Origin of the sequence: Mycolicibacterium brumae (assembly GCF_025215495.1) — a bacterium.
In the GTDB taxonomy this organism is placed as follows: Bacteria; Actinomycetota; Actinomycetes; order Mycobacteriales; family Mycobacteriaceae; genus Mycobacterium; species Mycobacterium brumae.
In genome coordinates, this window is record NZ_CP104302.1 from 3,822,785 (window position 1) to 3,839,736 (window position 16,952).

The window sequence follows — 16,952 nt, forward strand, 5'->3', positions numbered from 1 at the left end:
CCGCCGGTCAGCGGGTCGCGGCCACCAGCACCGGGCCGGGTCGCACCCCGACCTTCACCCGGGCGCCGGGCGGGAAGTCACGGCCCCGGGCGCTGCCGACCTCGACGATCAGCAGGGTGCCGTCGACCAGCACCACGTGCACCCGCGAAATCGGCCCGAGGAACGCGTTGGACTCGATGACGCCGGGCCCGTCGTCGTCGACCCGAAGCGCGAGCTCCTCGGGCCGGACCAGCGCCAATCCCGAACCGGAGGTGATGGAGCCCGGTTTGGTGGGCAGTGACACCCCCAGCAGTCGGGCCTTGCCGTCGCTCACCACCGCCGGCACGTAGTTGCTCAACCCGATGAAGTCCGCGACGAACGGGGTGGCCGGGTGGGCGTACAGCTCGGCGGGAGTGTCGATCTGTTCCAGCGTGCCACCGCTCATCACCGCGACCCGGTCCGCCATGGCCAGCGCCTCTTCCTGGTCGTGGGTGACGAAAACGGTGGTGATGCCCAATTCGAGCTGGATGTGGCGGATCTGTTCGCGCAGCTGAGAGCGCACCTTGGCGTCCAGCGCCGACAGCGGCTCGTCCAGCAGCAGCACCTGCGGTTCGATGGCCAGCGCCCGGGCCAGCGCCACCCTTTGCTGCTCGCCGCCGGAGAGCTGGTCGGCGAACTTGTCCGCGTGCGCGGACAGCCCGACGAGTTCGAGCATCTCCCCGGCGCGACGGGTGCGCTCCGCGCCGGGAAGTTTGCGCAGCTTCAGCCCGAAGGCGACATTGTCGATGGCGCTGAGGTGCGGGAACAGGCTGTAGGCCTGGAACACCATGCCCATGTCGCGCTTGTTGGCCGGCGTCTCGGTGATGTCGACGCCGTCGATCAGCACCCGTCCGGCGCTGGGCTCGTCCAACCCGGCGACGATGCGCAGCGCGGTGGTCTTCCCGCAGCCCGACGGACCCAGCAGCGCCACCAGCTCACCGGGTTCGATTCGCAGCGTGAGCCCGTCCAGCGCCCGGACCGGCCCGTAGTGCTGGCCCAGTTCGACCAGGTCCACCGACACACTCTTGCGCGCATTCACGGGCGTCTCGCTCCCAGGGTTGAAATGGCGATCCGGCGACCCCGGGTCAGCAGCGCCAGACCGGTCAGCAGCAGGAATCCGAACACCAGCACCGCCAGCGACGCCGCCACCGACGTCGTCCCGTCGGTCATGCTGACCGCGACGATCTCCACCTGCAGGGTGCGGTAGCCCAGCAGTGAGGCGACGGTGTATTCGCCGAGCACCACCGCGGTGGAGATGAAGGCGGCCGACAGGATGCCGGAGGCGATATTGGGCGCCACCACCCGGGCGATCGCCGTCGGCCAGGTCGCCCCGAGTGAGCGGGCGGCTTCCACCAGCGTCTGTAGTTGGGTGGCCGACAGCGCCGTGTCCAGCGCGCGGTAGCCGAACGGCAGCACCAGGACGACGTAGACGAAGGTCAGCGTCAGCGCGGAGTCGCCGAGCAGGTAGGTCACCCAGCCGTAGACATTGCGCAGCCCGACGACGATCACCAGCGCGGGCACCACCAGCGGCAGCAGGCAGCAGAACTCCACCAGGCCGCGGGCCCACGGCGCGCGCAGCCGCACCCAGATCAGCGTCGGCAGCAGCAGCGCCAGCAGCAGCGCCACGGTCAACAGCGCCAGCGCCAGGGAAACCCCGATGGCGCCGTAGAGCGTCGGATCGGCGACCAGGTTGGCCCAGGCGTCCAGGGTGCGGCCGTCCTGCCACAGGCTGCGGGTGGAGAAATCCGCCATCGCCAGCAGCGGGAACGCGAAGAACGCGGCGAACGCCGCGATCAGCGCCCAGCGACCCAGCCTCATGTCAGCCACCTCGAGGTCCGGCGGACCAGCCGGGCGTAGCCGGCCATCACCGCGGCCACCACCACGATCATCTCGCATGCCAGCGCGTAGGCCAGGCCGGTCTGCCCGAGCATCACCTCGCTGGTCAGCGCCGAGCGGATGAGCAGCGGCAGGATCGGGCTGCCCTGGGTGACCAGGGCGGCCGCGGTCGCGTAGGCGGCGAACGCGTTGGCGAACAGCAGCAGCGCCGATCCGGCGAACATCGGCCACAGCAGCGGGGCCCCGACCTCGCGCCAGTACTGCCAGCGCGACGCGCCCAGGCTGACCGCGGCTTCCCGCCACTGTCGGCGCAGTCCTTCCAGCGCGGGCAGGAACACGATCACCATCAGCGGGATCTGAAAGTAGGTGTAGACCAGGATCAGCCCGGGCAGGCCGTAGAGCCAGCCGCCGGTCAGGCCGAGCACCCCGAAGGTCGCCATGAACGCGAACGCCAGCGCGACGCCGCCGAATTGGGCCAGCACCCCGCACATCGCCAGCGCCGTGCGGCGCAGCACCGAGTCGGCCCGGCCGCCGACGATGAGCCCGGCCAGCACCGCCCCGAAGATCGCGCCCAGGGCCGCCGAACTGGCCGACAGCGCCAGGCTGCGGCCCAGCGCCGCGAGCGCGGGGCCGTCGAACAGTGCCGCGATATTGGCGCCGGACAGCGAGCCGTCCACCAGGAAGGCGCCCACCAGCACCGTCACCGACGGCACGATCAGGAAGATCGCCACGAAGCCCAGGAACGGCAGCAGCGGGGCGGCGCCGCGGATTCGGCGCAGGGCGGGGATGTCAGCCAACGGCCTTGGACCAGTTGGCGGCCAGGTAGGCCGCGGCGGCGTCGGTCTGCGCCTGGGTCGGGATGGTGATCGGACCGTCGATGGTCACCATGGTCTGGTACGCCTTCTGGTCCAGCGTGCCGGCCAGCATCATCACGTCGGCCCGAACCGGCCGGACGCCGCTGTGCGCGAGCAGGTTCTGGCCGCGGTCGCTGAACAGGAACTCCTGCCAGAGCCGGGCCGCCGCCGGGTGCGGCGCGTCGATATTGATGGCCTGGTGGTAGTAGCCGGCGACCGCCGCGTCGTGCGGCACGAACACCTTCCAGCTGGGGATCTTCTCGGTCTCCACGCCGTTGAGGTAGTTCCAGTCGATGACGACGGGTGTCTGGCCGGCCTCGATGGTGGCCGGGGTGGGGTCGACGGGCAGGAAGTTGCCCGCCGCGTTGAGCCGGCGGAAGAAGTCCACGCCCTTGGAGATGTCGTCGGCCGAGCCGCCCTCGGCGACGGCGGCCATCAGCACCCCGGAGAATCCGGCGCCGGCCTGGGTGGGGTCGCCGTTGAGCGCGACCATGCCCTTGAACTCGGGTTTGAGCAGATCGGCCACCGCGGTCACGTCGGGGACCTTCGCGGAGTCGTAGCCGACGGACATGAAGCCGCCGTAATCGGCGACCCAGCGGCCCTCGGGGTGCTTGAGCCGATCCAGGATGTCGTCGAACACCATCACCTTGTACGGGGCGAACATGTCGACGTTGGCCAGCGTGACGGCCTGGCCGAGGTCGAAGACGTCCGGCGCGGTGTCCTTGCCGCGCTGCTGGACGGCGGCGTTGATCTCCTCCTGGCTGTTGGCGTCGGGTAGCGCGGAGTTGACCTTGATGCCGTAGGTGTCGCTGAAGGTCTTCAGGATGGTCCCGTAGTTGGCCCAGGTCGGCGGCAGCGCGATGACGTTCAGCTCGCCCTCAGCCTGCGCCGCGGCGATCAGGCCGTCCATCCCGCCGAAGTCGGCCACCGAGGTGGCGGTGGCGGCCGCCGAGGTGTTCACCTCGCGTTCCGGCGGGGCGCAGCCGGTCACCGTTGTCAGAGCGAGCACCGCCACCTGGGCGAGCGCCGCGGCGGCGATCCATCCACGGGTCGTCGTCATGGCCCATAGCCAAACACAATCGGGCCCCTCACCCAAAGGTGAGGGGCCCGATTTGCGGTTCTAGGGACTTCAGCCCAGCATCACGCGCTGCAGGTCAGGCTTCATGGCCTGCAGTTCGCGACCCCAGTAGGCCCAGTTGTGGGTGCCGTTGTCCGGGAAGTTGAACACACCGTTGGTGCCGCCCGCGGCGATGTAGTTGTCGCGGAAGGTGACGTTGGTGCGGATGGTCAGACCCTCGAGGAAGGTCGCCGGCAGGTCGCCGCCGCCCAGCTCGTTGGGCTGGCCGTTGCCGCAGTAGATCCACAGCCGGGTGCCGTTGGCGACCAGGGTCGGGATCTGCTCCATCGGGTCGTTGCGCTTCCAGGCGTTGTTCGGGTCGCCCGTGCTGCCCCACATGTCGTCGGCCTTGTAGCCGCCGGCGTCACCCATCGAGATGTTGATCAGGAAGGGCCACCAGCCCTCGGAGGGGTTCAGGAAGCCGGACATCGAGCTCGCGTAGACGAACTGGTTCGGGTGGTAGACCGACAGGGTCAGCGCCGACGAACCGGCCATCGACAGACCGATGGCGGCGTTGCGGGCCGAGCTCACACCGCGGTTGGCCGACAGCCAAGCCGGAAGCTCCTGGGTGAGGAAGGTCTCCCACTTGTAGGTCTGGCAACCGGCCTTGCCGCAAGCCGGCTTGTACCAGTCGCTGTAGAAGCTGGACTGGCCGCCGACCGGCATGGCCATCGACAGGCCGGACTCGTAGTACCACTCGAACGCGGCGGTGTTGATGTCCCAGCCGTTGTAGTCGTCCTGGGCACGCAGACCGTCGAGCATGTAGATGACGGGCGAGCCTTCGCCGCCGCTCTGGAACTGGACGCGGATATCGCGGCCCATTCCGGCCGACGGGACGTCGAGGTACTCGACCGGCAGGCCCGGGCGCGAGAAGGCGCCAGCGGTTGCGGTCTCACCGACCAGGCCGACCAGGCCCGGCAGCATGGCGGCAGCAGCAGTGGCCGCCGCGGCCCGTCGGGCCCATTTTCCACGGAGATTCTGAGCGAGATTCATCCTTGCTTTCCAGCCGTTCCTGTCCTTTGCGGCACCGTCACCGCAACTCCACTGTTTTCCGCAACCATTGCGGCAAAACTCTTATTAACGAAGTGGTGGCAAGCACCAACCGCACTCCTTGCGAGCAAGACCCTAACAGGGATTCGCCGCGCGGCACAAAGCCGAAGCCGTCCCGAACGGGACATCGTTTTGCGGGTGACCGGCCGTTACACGACGGTCGGCAGACACTGTCCCGGCCGCCCGATTCGACGGCCAGTAGGACCTCTACCTGGAGCAATACGATACAACATCGCCCCGGCTTTCGGCCGGCCGACGCCCGCCCGGTTGTGGATTAGATCACCCGCCCCCGAAAACACACCGGCCCGGAGCCCAATTGCCCTGTTCGGATTGTTACCGACCTTTGTCCGCGGCTTCACTTGCGCCCCACGGATCGCACCCGCGTCGACGCTCGTAACGCGACGCCGGTGATCTGCGACGATACTGAGCAGAACCGGTGGGTCACTACCATCGGCAGCACAACCACGTCGAAGGGACCCGATTGATGCGCCGAGCAGTGCGTTCCGCTCTTGTGCTGATGGCGACGCTGACGCTGCTGCCGCTGGCCGCACCCGCGGTCGGAGTCGCGGCGGTGACCACCGCGGTCAGCGCCCCCGTCGTCGATGTGCAGCCGCCCGCCGGCTCCACCGTCGGCGTCGCGCATCCGGTGATCGTCAGCTACGGCGAGCCGATCCCGGCGACCTCGCGGGCCGCGGCCGAGCGTTCCATCAAGATCACCGCCCCCGCCGACGTGACGGGCCACTTCGAATGGCTCGACGACTACACCGTGCAGTTCGTGCCCGACGAGTACTGGCCGGCGCACTCGCAGATTTCGGCGACCGTGGACAACGTGCCGCTGAACTTCAACACCGGCGCCGCGGTGCTGGGCGTCGCCTCCATCTCCGGGTACTCCTTCACCGTCAGCGTCGACGGCGTCACCCAGCGCCGGATGCCCGCGTCGATGGGCAAGGCGAAGTTCCCGACCCCGCAGGGTTCGTTCACCGTGCTGGGCAAGGAGAACCCGGTGGTGATGGACTCCCGCACCATCGGCATTCCGCTGAGCGACCCGGAGGGCTACAAGCTCACCGTCAACTACGCGGTCCGGATCACCTGGGGCGGGGTGTACGTGCACTCCGCGCCGTGGTCGACAGGTTCGCAGGGCTACGCCAACGTCAGCCACGGCTGCATCAACCTCAGCCCGGACAACGCCGCCTGGTACTACAACATGGTCGGCATCGGCGACCCGGTGCAGGTCAAGGCCTGATAGCGCGCGAGGAAGCGGTCAGGCCTTGAGACGCGCCGCCGTGCGCGGCGGGTTTGCGGGCGGCCGGTTAGCGCGCCGCCGCGAACGGCCAATTGACGCACGAGGGCTCCATGGCGTCCGCCTCGCGGGGGGCGGTCCTGGGCCGTTGTGTTCCTAGTTGGCCGCTCGTACCGTGGTTGGCCGCTCGAGAAGGAAACGTGCCGCCGGGGAGCAGTTCGGCGATCAGGCGGCGTAGAGCGCGAGCAGCTGGGTGGTCCGCCACCAGCACAGCGCGACGAACACCGCGAACAGCGCGATCGGCACGCCGAACTGCACCAGGTTCCGATTCGCCGGGCGGGCGTAGGCGTATCCCAGCGCGATCAGCGCGCCGGTGACGAGCCCGCCGACGTGGCCCTGCCAGCTGATGCCGGGGAAGCTGAAGGTCAGCACCAGGTTGGCGACGATCAGGCCGGCCACCATGCCGACGTTGAGCTTGAGCTTCTTGCCCACCACGAACGTCGCGGCGAACAGCCCGAAGATCGCGCCGGACGCGCCCGCGGTCAGGGTGTTCATCGAGGCCAACAGGTAGACCAGCACCGATCCGCCCAGGCCGCTGAGCCCGTACAGGATGCCGTAGCGGGTGCGGCCGAGCCAGGATTCCAGCGCCGGCCCGACGATGAACAGCGCGTACATGTTGAACAGCAGGTGCACCACCCCGTGGTGCAGGAACATCGAGGTGACCATCCGGTACCACTGGTCGTAGAACGCGACCCCCGGTGGCCACAGGGCCAGCTCTTCGGTGGTGGCTGGGACCACCAGCTGCACGACGTACATCAGCAGGCAGGCGCCCATCAGGGTGTAGGTGAGCACCGGCTTGCCGTCGGTGGGCCGGCCGCCGAATGCCGTGCGCACCTGCCGCACCGACCGTTGCCCCTCGGACACACAGTCCGGGCACTGGTGGCCGACGGCGGCGGCGGTCATGCAGTCCGGGCAGATCGGCCGGCCGCAGCGGTTGCAGCCGATCCGCGCGGGATGGTTCGGATGCCGGTAGCAGGGCGGGGCCGGCGGCTGCGGGCCGTTAGGGGTGCTCATCGCCGTCCAAGATAGCCGCCCGTCCAGCGCCGATGGCCGAATCCGGGCCGCGCGGGCGTCGTCGTAGGGTTGGCCCATGACGACCGCGAGTCGACGATGCGGGGCGAGGAACGAGCCCTGCGGAGGAGCGAGCAAATGAGTACCGACGGCCGCATCCGGGTTCCCACCGACCTCGACGCCGTGACCACCGTCGGCCCGGAGGAGCAGTCTGGCCTGGGCCCGGCGGCGGCCGACCGGATCTGGGAATCGGTGCGGCACTGGTACGCCGGCGGCATGCACCCGGCCATTCAGGTGTGTCTTCGGCACCGCGGCGAGGTGATCCTGAACCGCTCGATCGGGCACGGCTGGGGCAACGCGCCCGACGACGCCCCGGACGCGGAGAAGATCCTGGCCACCCCGGACACGCCGTTCTGCGTGTACTCGGCCGCCAAAGCCATCTCGGTGACCGTGGTGCACATGCTGGTCGAGCGCGGCTATTTCTCCCTCGACGACCGGGTGTGCGACTACCTGCCCGGCTACACCAGCCATGGCAAGCACCGCACCACTATCCGGCATGTGATGACCCACAGCGCGGGCGTGCCGATTCACCTCGGCCCCCGCCCGGATGTCGAGCGGGTCAACGACAGCGCCTACACCCGCGAGCAGCTGGGTCTGATGCGGCCGGTGTACCGGCCCGGCCTGATGCACATGTACCACGGTCTGACCTGGGGTCCGCTGATCCGGGAGATCGTCTCGGCGGCGACCGGCCGCGAGATCCGGGAGATCCTGGCCACCGAGATCCTGGACCCGCTGGGCTTCCGCTGGTCGAATTACGGTGTCGAGCCGGACGACGTCGCGTTGGTCGCGCCGAGCCACGCCACCGGCAAGCCGCTGCCGCCGCTGATGGCGGCCGCGTTCCGCAAGGCGATCGGCGGGACCATCTACGAGATGATCCCGTACACCAACACGCCGCTGTTTCTGACCAGCGTGGTGCCGTCGTCGTCGACGGTGTCCAATGCGTTCGAGTTATCGCGGTTCGCCGAGCTGCTGCGCCGAGGCGGGGAGCTCGACGGGGTGCAGGTGCTGCGGCCGGACACTCTGCGTGCGGCGGTGGAGCCGGTGCGCCGGTTCCGCCCGGACATCGCCACCGGCGGCAAGCCGATGCGCTGGGGCACCGGCTACATGTTGGGGGCCAAGCGCTTTGCGCCGTTCGGCCGGGACACCGCGGGCGCGTTCGGACACACCGGGCTGGTGGACATCGCGGTGTGGGCGGACCCGGCGCGCAGCCTGTCGGCGGCGATCGTGAGCAGCGGCAAACCCGGGACCAACCCGGAGCCGAAGCGCTACCCCGCTGTGTTGGACCGGATTTCGGCGGAGATCCCGGTCAGCGGATAGCCGCGATGGCCTTGCGGATCCGCTGTTCGCTGACCGGCCGGGAGGTGCCAATCTGCTGCGCCCACAGGCTCACCCGCAGTTCCTCGATCAGGAACGCGATGTCGGCGACATCGGCGGCGGCGGCGCGCTGCGGCGAAAGCGACTGCAGCAGTTCGTCGTAGGCGTCCTCGACGGCGTGCACCCGGTCCATCCGCTCGCGGTCGGCGCCCGGCGCCTGCGGCAGTCGCTCCAGCCGGCGGCCGACCGCGGTGAGATAGCGGGTGAGGTCAGCCAGCCGGGCCGCCCCGGCGCGGGTCACGAAGCCGGGCGGCAGCAGCTGGTCGAGTTGCGCGGTGATGTCCTCGACGGCGTCGCGCAGCGCCGGACCGGGTTTGTCGGGCAGCCCCACCCGGGAGGTGTGCGCGGCGGCCAGCACCGTCTTGACGCGGCGGGCGATGTCGGCCGTGGTCGCGCTGAGCCCGGATGCCACCCGGGTCCGGGCGGCGGCGAATTCGGCCCGGGTGCGCGGCGCGGTGGGGACCAACGCGTCGACGGCGGCGTCGGCGCAGTCCTCCAGCAGCGCCGCCAGCGAGCCGTCCGGGTTGTTGCCCAGCAGCAGCCGGGTGCCCGGATCCAGGCCCCGCTCAACGGCTTTCGCCGGTGACGGGGCGGTCAGGCGCAACAGCCGGCGCAGGCCGGGCCGCATCGCGGCGGCCTGTTCACCCGGGGTGGCGAACACCCGGATGTCGACCGCCGAGCCGGCGTCGACGAACGCCGGGAAGCCGCGCACCGTGTGCCCGCCGCTGTCCTGCTCGACGACGGCGGGCAGTTCCGCGAGGTCCTCGGGCCAGTCCCGGAGGCCGGTGCGGGCCAGGCCGGGCGCCAGCGCGGCGGAGACCGCGCGCCGCGCCGGGGCGGCCAGCTGTTCCTGCAGCGCCGCGAGATCTTTGCCGCGGGCGACCTCTGCGCCGTCGTCGCCCTGCACCGCGAAGGTGAGCCGCAGATGGTCGGGGATCTTGTCGGCGTCGAAGGCGTCCACCGGGACCACGACCCCGGAGCGCCGTCGCAGCTCGTCGGCGAGCGCCGCCAGTAGCGACCCGTCGCCGGGGTCCAGGGTGTCCAGCACCGCGCGGGCAGTGTCCGGGGCGGGAACGAAGTTGCGGCGCAGGTCTTTCGGCAGCGATTTGAGCAGCGCGGTGATCAGTTCCAGTCGCAGCGCCGGGACCTGCCAGGCGAACTGCTCCCCGCCGAGGCGGGCCAGCACCTGCACCGGGACGTGCACGGTGACGCCGTCATCGGCGTCGCCGGGAACGTAGCGGTAGCTCAGCGGCAGCCGCAGGTCCCCGGAGCTCCAATTGTCCGGGTGGTCGGTGTCGGGTTCGGCGCGCAGCAGGTCGGCGCGGGTCATGGTCAGCAGGTCCGGGGTGCGGTGGCGCTGCTTGCGCCACCAGCCGTCGAAATGCCAGGCCGAGACCACGTCGGCGGGCACCCGGGCGTCGTAGAAGGCGTACACCTCGTCGTCGCCGGCGAGCAGGTCGCGGCGCCGTGCCCGGTCCTCGAGTTCGGCGAGGTCTTCGCGCAGCGCGGTGTTGTCGGCGAAGAAGTGGTGCCGGGTCTGCCACTCCCCCTGCGTCAGCGCGTGCCGAATGAATAGCTCCCGGCACAATTCCGGGTCCACGCCGGCATAGGACACCCGTCGCCGCGGGACCAGCGGCAGCCCGTAAAGCGTCACCCGCTCGAAGGCCATCACCTCGCCGCGTTTGGCGTCCCAGTGCGGTTCGCTGTGGGTGCGGGTGACCAGGTCGCCGGCGGCGCGTTCGATCAACGTCGGGTCGACGCGCGCGGCGATCCGGCCGTACAGCCGGGCGGTCTCGACCAGTTCGGCCACCACCACCCATTGCGGTGGGCGTTTGGTGAGCGCGGAGCCCGGCGCCAGCACGAACTTGGCGTTGCGCGCCCCGAGGTACTCCCGGGTTTCGCCGCGCCGCTTGGTTTCCGGGTCCCTGCCCCTGGGGGCGCCCTTCTTCGCGTCGTTGGCGCGGTCGTTGCGCAGCCCGATATGGGACAGCAGTCCGGTGGTCAGCGCGGCGTGGATGCGCTGCGGGTCCGGCGTGGCGGCGTCGTCGGCGCGGATGCCGATGTCGCGGGCGATGCTGCGCAGTTGGCCGACCAGGTCCTGCCATTCCCGGATCCGCAGATAGTGCAGGAAGTCCTCTCGGCACATCCGCCGAAACGAGCTGCCGGAGCGCTGATCCCGTTGATCGCCGAGGTAGTTCCACAGGTTCAGGAAGCCGATGAAGTCCGAGTCGGGGTCGGCGAACCGCGCGTGCTTGGCGCGGGCGGCCTCCTCCTTGTCCGCCGGCCGCTCCCGCGGGTCGGGTATTGCCAGCGCCGCGACGATGACCAGAACCTCTGCGACACAACCGAGTTCGTCGGCTGCCAGGATCATCCGGCCGAGCCGCGGGTCGATCGGCAGCCGGGCCAGTCGCCGGCCCAGTTCGGTGATCTTCCCGTTGTCATCGAGCGCTCCGAGTTCGGACAGCAGCGCGGCGCCGTCGCGGATGCTGCGGGCATCCGGTGGGTCGAGGAAGCCGAACTCGGCGATGTCGCCGAGACCCAGCGCCGCCATCTGCAGCATCACCGCGGCCAGGTTGGTGCGCAGGATCTCCGGGTCGGTGTGTTCGGGCCGGGTGTCGAAGTCCTCTTCCGCGTACAGCCGGATGCACACGCCCGGCGCGGTGCGCCCGGCCCGGCCGGCCCGCTGGTTGGCCGAGGCCTGCGAGATCGGTTCGATCGGCAGCCGCTGCACCTTGGTGCGCCGGCTGTATCGGGAGATCCGGGCGGCGCCCGGGTCCACCACGTAGCGGATGCCGGGGACGGTCAGCGAGGTTTCGGCGACGTTGGTGGCCAGCACCACCCGGCGATTGCTGTGCGGCGCGAACACCTTCTGCTGCTCAGCGGTGGGCAGCCGGGCGTACAGCGGAAGCACCTCGACCGGGAATGTCCTGTCCGCCAACGCGGTTCGCAGCGCCTCGGCGGTGTCACGGATCTCGCGTTCGCCGGACAGGAAGACCAGCACGTCGCCGGCCGGTTCGTCTTCGAGCTCGGCCACCGCGTCGATGATGGCCTCGGTCTGGTCGCGCAGCTCGGTGCGGACGACCTCGTGATCGGGGTCATCGGCGTCGTCAGCGTCGGCGGTTTCCGGCCCGACCGCCACTTCCAGTGGGCGGTACCGGATGTCGACCGGGTAGGTGCGGCCGGACACCTCGATGATCGGGGCCGGACCGTCCGGCCCGGCGAAGTGCGCGGCGAACCGCGCCGGCTCGATGGTCGCCGAGGTGATGATGAGTTTCAGGTCGGGCCGGCGCGGCAGCAGCTCGCGCAGGTAGCCGATCAGGAAGTCGATGTTGAGGCTGCGTTCGTGCGCCTCGTCGAGGATCAGCGTGTCGTAGCGGGTCAGCCGGCGGTCGCGCTGGATCTCGGCGAGCAGGATGCCGTCGGTCATCAGTTTGACCAGGGTGGCATCCGATGCCCGGTCGGTGAAGCGCACGGTGTAGCCGACCGCGTCGCCGAGCGGGGTGTGCAGTTCGTCGGCGATGCGCTGGGCGACGGTGCGGGCGGCCAGCCGGCGCGGTTGGGTGTGCCCGATCATGCCGCGCACGCCGCGGCCGATGTCCAGGCAGATCTTGGGCAGCTGGGTGGTCTTGCCGGAGCCGGTCTCCCCGGCCACCACCAGCACCTGGTTGGCCTTCACCGCGGCGGCGATCTCGTCGCGGAACGCGCTGACCGGCAGGTCCGGGTACTCGATGACCGGGACCGCCGCGGCGCGGGCGGCCAGCCGGGCTTCGCCGATGGCGATCTGCTCGCCGAGTTTCGCCAGCTGCTCAGGGCTGGGATCGCGCAGGCCGCGCAGCCGTCGGCGCAACCGGGCGGCGTCGGCCAGGGTCAGGCCGTCGAGACGCCGCCGCAGGTCACGCAGCTGTTCGGGCGACGGTTCGGACACCGTCGCAACGATAGCGGGTTAACGCAGCTGCCAGTCCGCGGCTGCGCGGCGCTGATCCCAGAACCGGGCGAATCGTCCACCGGCGGTGCGCAATTCCTCCACGCCGCCGTCTTCGACGATGCGGCCGCCTTCGACGAACACCACCCGGTCCGCGCCGCTGATGCTGGCCAACCGGTGCGCGACGATCACCCGGGTGCGGTCGCGCTCGTCGGCGGTCAGCGCGGCGACCACGGCGGCCTCGTTCTCGGTGTCGAGCGCGCTGGTCGCCTCATCGACCAGCAGCACCGGCGCGGGTTTGAGCAGCGCCCGGGCGATGCCGACCCGCTGCCGCTCCCCGCCGGAGAGCCCGGTCCCGGCCTCGCCGACCGCGCTGTCCACGCCGTCGGGCAGCCGGGCCGTCAGCTCGTCGACGCGGGCCAGCCGCAGCGCGCCGGCCACCTGGTCGGCCGACGCCGCCGGGGCGCCGACGGTGACGTTCTCGGCGATGGTCCCGTCGAACAGGTAGGAGTGCTGGAACACCATGCTGATCGCCGCGCGCCGGGAGTCCGGGTCCATCTCGGCCAGGTCGACGCCGTCGATCAGCACCTGCCCGGATTCGGGTTGGCACAGGCCGGCGATCAGCGCCAGGATGGTGCTCTTGCCGGACCCGGACGGGCCGACGATCGCCGTCGTCGTCCCGGGTTCCAGGGTGAGGTTCAGCCGATCGATCACCGCCGGGCCGCCGTAACCGAACGACACGTCGCGCAGCTCGATGCGCGGCGCGGCGATCCCGTCGGGCAGCGTGGCCGTCCCCGCGGTGAGTCGCGGCGCGTCCAGCACCGTCTGGATGCGGGCCAGGGTGGCCCGCGAGGTCTCGATGGCCGGGGACAGTTCGCTCAGCGTGGTGAACGGTTCCAGGTAGCGGACCAGCACCACGATCAGCGCGATGGCCTCCGGCGCGCTGATGACGCCGCGCACGGTCAGCACGCTGGCGATGCCGGCGAATCCGATCAGCGCGATCTGGGTGGCGATGCTGAACAGCACCTGGCCGGGCACCTGCATGGCCAGCAGCCGCACCGTGGCGCCGTGCTGGGCGTCCAGGGCGGCGCCGGCCAGGCTGCGTTCGGCGCCGACCCGGCGCGCGGCGCGCAGCGCCTGCTGGGTGCGGGCGAATTCGATGATGCGCTCGGTGAGTTCGGTGTTGGTCTGCTCGGCAAGTTTGTCGGCGTTTCGGCTGAGCCGGGTCGACGCCCACATGGCGGCCAGCAGCAGCGCCACCCCGGCCAGCGCCGCGAGCGCCACCGGGACCGACACCGTCAGCAGGGCCACCGCGATGGCGGCCGGCAGCAGGATCGCCCCGACCAGCGGGGTCAGCAGGTACACCACCAGCCCGACCAGCTCCGGTCCGGTGGAGGCGATCGCGGCGCGGGTGGCGGCGGTGTTGTCGGCGTCGAACCAGGGCAGCGCCACGGTGGGCAGCCGGTCGGCCAGGTCGCGCTGGCTGTGGTCGAGCACGCCGAAGCCGATGGCGAACCCGATCCGGGCGCAGACGCCGTCGATCAGCCAGCCGGCCAGCGTCGCGGCGGTCAGCCAGCCCAGCCAGACCAGCGCGTCGGCGGGATGCTCACCGAACAGCGCGGCCACCAGCGGCACCAGCAGCACGGTGGCCGCCGCGCGCAGCAGCACCGAGAGCACGCTCAACGCGAGGTAGCCGGTGAAGCGCCGGCGGGTTTCGGGGTCCATCAGCGCGAACAGGGTGCGGATCATCGGGTCTCTCCCTGCGACGACGCGGCGCCGGCGTGGGCGAAACCGCCGGTGTCCCAGAGCGCCCGGTACCTGCCGCCACGCTCCAGCAGTTCGCTGTGCGTCCCGGATTCGGCGATGGCCCCGTCGTCGAGGACGACGATGTTGTCCGCGCCGGTGATGGTGTGCAACCGGTGCGCGATGACGAGCACGGTGCGGTCGGCGGTGAGCCGGTTCAGCGCCTGCTGCACCTGGTATTCGGATTCCGGGTCGGCGAAGGCGGTGGCCTCGTCGAGGATCAGGACGTCGGTGTCGGCCAGGATGGCGCGGGCGATGGTGAGCCGCTGCTTCTCGCCGCCGGACAGCGCGGCGTCCGGCCCGAGCACGGTGCCGTAGCCCTCCGGCAGCGCCGTGATCCGGTCGTGGATCTGGGCGTCGCGGGCGGCCTGCATGATCCGTTCGGTGCCGGCCTGCGGGTCGGCCAGCGCGATGTTCTCGGCGACGGTGCCGCGCACCAGCTGCGGGTCCTGCAGCACAAACCCGACGCGCCGGTACAGCTCGTCGGCGTCGAGTTCGGCGATGTCGACGCCGCCGATTCGGATGGCGCCGGACTGCACGTCGTAGAACCGGGCCAGCAACGCGGCCAGGGTGGACTTGCCGGATCCGGACGGCCCGACCAGGGCGGTGACGGTGCCGGGGGCCAGGGTGAGGTTCACATCGCGGATGACCGGGACGCCGGGCCGGTAGCCGAAGGTGACATTGTCGAACACGACGTCCCGGCCGCCCGCGGCGTCGGCGCCCGAGCTCTCCCGGGTGGCCAGGTCGGTCTCATCGAGGGTGTTCTGGATCCGGCGGGCGGCTTGCACGCCACCGCTGATCCCGCTGATCCCGTAGCCGATGCCGAGCAGCCGGGCGCCGAAGGTGGCGCCCAGGAACAGGAACGGCAGCAGATCGACCGGGTCCATCCGGCCGCTGACGATCAACCAGGTGCCCAGCGCGGTGATCAGCCACAGGAACGTCGAGGGCCGGGTGACCAGGTCCATCAGCGTCTTCTTGGCGACGAACGGCTGCTGCCAGTCGACCAGGAATTCCAGGTACTCGTCGAGCCGGCGGCGGAACCCGGAGGCCGCGGCGCCGCCGAAGATCCGGACCACCGGCTGGCCGTCGAGATAGCCCGCCGCTTCGCCGCTCATCCGCTCCGCCCAGCGCTGCGAGGCCAGCACCTTCGGGCCTGAGGACGCCGCCATGCTCAGCATCAACAGGATGTAGCCGATCACCGGGATCAGCAGCGCCAGCGCCAGCCGCCAATCCACCACGAACAGGTAGACCAGGACCGCGACGGGCGCGACGACGGCGTTCACCGCGTCGGGGACCGCGTGGGTGACCAGGTAATGCAGCGCCAGCGGGTCGTCGGCGACGTGCTGTTTGACCGAGCCGGAGCCGCGGGCGATGAACCAGCCCAGCGGCAGGCGGGACATCTTGTCCAACAGCCGGCCGCGCAGGTCGCGGGCGAACCGGGCGTCGATCACATGCAGCCACAGGGTCAGCGCGGCGCCCAGCGTCGTTCCGACGCCGAGCAGCACAATGGCCGCCAGGCCGAGGCTCTTGAGCCGGTCCGGTTCCGCGCCGGCCAGCAGCAGCCGGGCCAGTTCGACCAGCAGCACGTACGGCGCCAGCTGGGCCAGGGTGACCAGCGCCTGCAGCACCCCGGACACGATCAGCGGGGTGCGCAGCGGCGCCAGCAACTGGCCGGCGCCCTGGGCGCGCCAGCTGCCCTGGGCCTGGGGCGCCGCGACGACCTCGGGCGTCTGCTCCGGTTCGTCGGTGCTCTCCGGCACCCTCCAGCTGCCCATCCCGCAGCCGAAGATCCAGTAGGCCTGCGCGTGCATTTCGGATTTGGGGAAGCCGAACTCGCCTCTCAGCCGGTTGCGCAGATGCTTGAGCGAACCCGTCTCGCAGCCCACCCAGGCGTACCAGTTGGACCAGTCGCGGGATTCGACGGCCGTCGCCAACGAGGTGGTGTCCGCGCGGGGGACGCGGTGCACCCGCAGCCGGGGGTGCTCGGCGATCGGGATGAGCAGGTCGTCGTCGTGGTGGGTTTCCAGGTAGCACTCGATCGGGATATCCGACGGCACCGCGCCGATGATGCCGTTGATCGCCGGGGTGGAGGCCGCGTCGCCGACGAGCAGATAGCCGGCCGGCGGTTCCTCGGTGACGTGGAATCCGACCGAGCCCATCGCCATCACCGCGATCTGGTCGCCGGGGCCGGCCGAACGCGCCCACAGCGAGGCCGGTCCGGCCGGGTCGTGCAGCACCACGTCGATGGCGAAGTCGCCGGATTCCGGGTCGGCTTCGCTGAGGGTGTAGGCGCGCTGAAACTCGGTGTCGGAGCCGTCCGGGTCGGGGAACCAGAACCGCAGCCAGGCCGTCGGCTGGGCGTCGAGGTCGTTGAAAACCGTCGGGCTGGTCAGCCGGATCCGCAGAAAATTCGGTGTCAGCAGTTCGGTCCCGGTGACCGTCGCGATGTGGTCCCGGGCGCCGAATCCGCGCAGCAGAGCGCCCTGTAGCCCGCGTGCCATCGGCGATCCTCCCATCCGTCATTGATGAGGTTAGCCTTGCTTGGCTTTCGACGGCCGCGCACACCCTGCGGGTTCACTCGCGGGTGACTTGTCCAATCCGCCACGA

Annotated in this window: 11 protein-coding genes; 2 read left to right on the forward strand and 9 right to left on the reverse strand. The window is 70.6% G+C overall.

Annotated elements, in window-relative coordinates; all coding sequences use genetic code 11:
• Positions 1-7: 7 nt before the first annotated feature.
• The 5 genes from L2Z93_RS18570 to L2Z93_RS18590 form a co-directional block, all read right to left on the reverse strand.
• The gene (locus L2Z93_RS18570) at positions 8-1,057 is read right to left on the reverse strand and encodes an ABC transporter ATP-binding protein (protein WP_090587827.1); all 1,050 of its coding nucleotides are present in this window, start codon (positions 1,055-1,057) and stop codon (positions 8-10) included.
• A complete protein-coding gene (locus tag L2Z93_RS18575) occupies positions 1,054-1,836 on the reverse strand; it encodes an ABC transporter permease (protein ID WP_090587824.1) in 783 nt (260 codons plus the stop codon). Before L2Z93_RS18575 ends, L2Z93_RS18570 begins: the two co-directional genes overlap by 4 nt.
• Positions 1,833-2,651 (reverse strand): ABC transporter permease, encoded by an 819-nt coding sequence (locus L2Z93_RS18580; protein WP_275984826.1) that lies wholly within the window; start codon positions 2,649-2,651, stop codon positions 1,833-1,835. Before L2Z93_RS18580 ends, L2Z93_RS18575 begins: the two co-directional genes overlap by 4 nt.
• Positions 2,644-3,768, reverse strand: coding sequence for an ABC transporter substrate-binding protein (locus tag L2Z93_RS18585; RefSeq protein WP_090587822.1), 1,125 nt, complete (start codon positions 3,766-3,768; stop codon positions 2,644-2,646). Before L2Z93_RS18585 ends, L2Z93_RS18580 begins: the two co-directional genes overlap by 8 nt.
• Positions 3,769-3,837: 69 nt before the next feature.
• Entirely contained in the window at positions 3,838-4,818 is a 981-nt protein-coding gene (locus tag L2Z93_RS18590; RefSeq protein WP_090587819.1) for an esterase family protein, read from the reverse strand.
• A gap of 541 nt (positions 4,819-5,359) precedes the next feature.
• On the opposite strand from L2Z93_RS18590, the gene L2Z93_RS18595 reads away from it, so the two are divergent.
• The gene (locus L2Z93_RS18595; RefSeq protein WP_090587816.1) at positions 5,360-6,118 is read left to right on the forward strand and encodes a L,D-transpeptidase; all 759 of its coding nucleotides are present in this window, start codon (positions 5,360-5,362) and stop codon (positions 6,116-6,118) included.
• 222 nt (positions 6,119-6,340) lie between these two features.
• Here the strand turns inward: L2Z93_RS18595 and L2Z93_RS18600 are convergent, their stop codons facing one another.
• A complete protein-coding gene (locus tag L2Z93_RS18600) occupies positions 6,341-7,189 on the reverse strand; it encodes a rhomboid family intramembrane serine protease (protein WP_090587814.1) in 849 nt (282 codons plus the stop codon).
• A gap of 135 nt (positions 7,190-7,324) precedes the next feature.
• Here L2Z93_RS18600 and lipE point away from each other — a divergent pair, with 135 nt between their 5' ends.
• Positions 7,325-8,563, forward strand: coding sequence for a lipase LipE (gene lipE / locus L2Z93_RS18605; RefSeq protein WP_090587812.1), 1,239 nt, complete (start codon positions 7,325-7,327; stop codon positions 8,561-8,563).
• Here lipE and hrpA read toward each other — a convergent pair.
• The 3 genes from hrpA to L2Z93_RS18620 are packed head-to-tail and all read right to left on the reverse strand — an operon-like array spanning position 8,553 to position 16,846.
• Positions 8,553-12,545, reverse strand: a complete 3,993-nt coding sequence (gene hrpA / locus L2Z93_RS18610) for an ATP-dependent RNA helicase HrpA (RefSeq protein ID WP_090587810.1) — start codon at positions 12,543-12,545, stop codon at positions 8,553-8,555. The genes lipE and hrpA overlap by 11 nt on opposite strands.
• A gap of 18 nt (positions 12,546-12,563) precedes the next feature.
• Positions 12,564-14,291: an ABC transporter ATP-binding protein gene (locus L2Z93_RS18615; RefSeq protein ID WP_090587807.1), complete on the reverse strand. Its 1,728-nt coding sequence runs from the start codon at positions 14,289-14,291 to the stop codon at positions 12,564-12,566.
• A complete protein-coding gene (locus L2Z93_RS18620; protein ID WP_090587922.1) occupies positions 14,288-16,846 on the reverse strand; it encodes an ABC transporter ATP-binding protein/permease in 2,559 nt (852 codons plus the stop codon). Before L2Z93_RS18620 ends, L2Z93_RS18615 begins: the two co-directional genes overlap by 4 nt.
• Between the last annotated feature and the right edge of the window lie 106 nt (positions 16,847-16,952).